Annotated in this window: 3 protein-coding genes; all 3 read left to right on the forward strand. The window is 43.6% G+C overall.

Annotation, left to right across the window (positions count from 1 at the left end):
* Positions 1-234: transposase (locus BLT91_RS30440; protein WP_141225127.1), on the forward strand; the 234-nt coding region annotated here is incomplete at its 5' end.
* Complete coding sequence (locus BLT91_RS30445) at positions 212-703, forward strand: transposase (RefSeq protein ID WP_302847584.1); 492 nt, start codon at positions 212-214, stop codon at positions 701-703. The genes BLT91_RS30440 and BLT91_RS30445, both read left to right, overlap by 23 nt.
* Before the next feature lie 298 nt (positions 704-1,001).
* A complete protein-coding gene (locus tag BLT91_RS30450) occupies positions 1,002-2,015 on the forward strand; it encodes an alcohol dehydrogenase (RefSeq protein WP_090828013.1) in 1,014 nt (337 codons plus the stop codon).
* Positions 2,016-2,265 lie beyond the last annotated feature (250 nt).

Raw genomic sequence — 2,265 nt, forward strand, 5'->3', positions numbered from 1 at the left:
GACACCGGAGAACGAAACGCGATTGAAGGCAAGTTTGGAGAAGGCAAGCGCAAGTACGGGCTTGGCTGCATTCGAGCACGCCTCGCAAAGACAAGCGAATCGGTTATTACGCTGCACCTTCTGGTGATGAACCTGGAGCGTAGGCTCCGCGTTCTTTTTTGCCTTATTTTCACGATACTGTCACGTCGGCGCCTAGCTCTGAATTTCGGATATAAATCATTCAGCAAGCCCTAAGTATCAGGCAACAAGCTGGAAGTGTGAACGCCGTGTTGTGATCAACATGGAAAAGCCAGCAGGCGAACTATTGTTCAACTTTACCTTCATCATTACGAACCTAGAGCTAGATCCCGAAGATATTATTCGCATCTATCGCAACCGTGGTCACAAGGAAAACTTTATTAAGGAAGCAAAGAACGGTTTTGCGTGCGAAAAAATGAGTAGCACGAATTTTGGAGCCAATGAGATCAAACTGCAAATAGCTATGTTGGCGTACAACTTCAATAATTGTTTTCGCCGTGTTTGTCTACCGAAGAATATACAACCGAGTCGTATGGAAACAGTGCGAACACAGCTAGTGAAAATTGCCGCTAAACTGGTTCGTTCAGGGCGATATTGGACTTGGAAACTGTGCAGCTCCTTCGTGTATAAAGATATGTTCAAGAAAACCTTAGAAAACATAAGTCGCATACCTAGGTTGGAGTGAATTCTGGCATAGAAACCAGAAATTTAAAAAATAGTCATGATGAACAGGGAGTCGTCCCGAATCTAATTATCCATTATTATCTATAAATACATTTAAATAACAATCGAGGTCGATAGCCCTTATCTTCAATCACCGAGTATATCGAATTGATTGAGGTATTTGCATCAAATTACATTTTCATACATATTATCCAATCAATTTAGTTGGCTGTGAATATTTCAGGAAGAATGTATATCCGTAAATCAAAGAGGGCAAAATCGTCTTGCTAATGAATAATAATTTAGGAGGATAAATCTCCATGGGAACGATGAGAGCTGCAGTAGTTAACAAACCTGGTGGTCATTTTGAAGTTATCGAAAAAGAAATACCGGAGCCTCAACGAGGCTACGTAAGGATTCGGGTTGAGGCGTGTGGAATTTGTCACAGCGACCAGGTTGTAAAGGATGGGATAATCCCTGGAATCCCATATCCAAGAACCCCAGGACATGAAGTTGCTGGTGTCATTGACAAAATTGGTGAGGACGTCACTTCGTGGCGAGTCGGTCAACGAGTTGGTGTTGGCTGGCATGGCGGGCAGTGTTTCAAATGTGATTCCTGTCGATCAGGCGACTTTATTAACTGCGAGTATCGTTTGATTTGTGGGGTTTCATACGACGGTGGCTATGCTCAGTATATGGTGGCGCCCCAAGAAGCAATAGCACTGATCCCTGATGAATTGTCGATGGTTGATGCAGGGCCATTGCTATGTGCAGGACTTACTACATTTAATGCTTTGCGAAACAGCGGGGCACGTCCAGGCGAAGTAGTCGCTATACAAGGCCTTGGCGGCTTAGGGCACATGGCTCTGCAGTACGCTAATAAATTTGGTTACAAGACAGTCGCTCTCTCGCGCGGTGACGACAAGAGAGAATTGGCGCTTAAGCTTGGTGCGCATGTTTACATCGATACAGCAGCCACTGATGCCGGTACTGCGTTGAAAAAATTAGGCGGAGCGCGCGTTATTTTAGCTACTGCCCCACACAGCAAATCGATTTCTTCACTTGTCAATGGATTGTCTAAAAATGGGACATTACTCATTGTCGCAGCATCACCCGATCCAATTGAGGTCGATAGTGTACCGTTACTTTTCGATCGACTATCGATACAAGGATGGCTCACTGGGCATGCGAAAGATGCTGAAGAAACTCTAAACTTCAGCGCTCTTTTTAATACACTACCGATGACTGAAGTTTATCCCCTCGAGGAAGTTAATCAGGCCTATAATAGAATGATCGAAGGGGAAGCTAGATTTAGGGTCGTTCTTAAGATGTAATCACCGTATTTAAACGAATAACAAATCGTTAAAAGGAGGCAGGGATCGTTAAGATCCTTGCTTTTTTTTAAGAAGACCGGTTAATGAGAAGACTGTGACTTATTCGGCATAATGGATGACCATACTTAGGGCTTGCTGAATGCTGAAAAAGCGGTTGTAAACCGCATAATAACAAGGGTTTGAGCTATTTTTGTCGAAATCATATGCAAAGGAAACCCCGAAAATATCGCGAAAACTTTGCATATGGAGT

The organism is Paenibacillus sp. yr247 (genome assembly GCF_900103825.1).
Lineage (GTDB): Bacteria > Bacillota > Bacilli > Paenibacillales > NBRC-103111 > Paenibacillus_E.

Bases quoted from the DNA above. Each gene is read 5' to 3' on its own strand.
- BLT91_RS30450 (WP_090828013.1), top strand. From the start codon at position 1,002: ATGGGAACGATGAGAGCTGCAGTAGTTAACAAACCTGGTGGTCATTTT.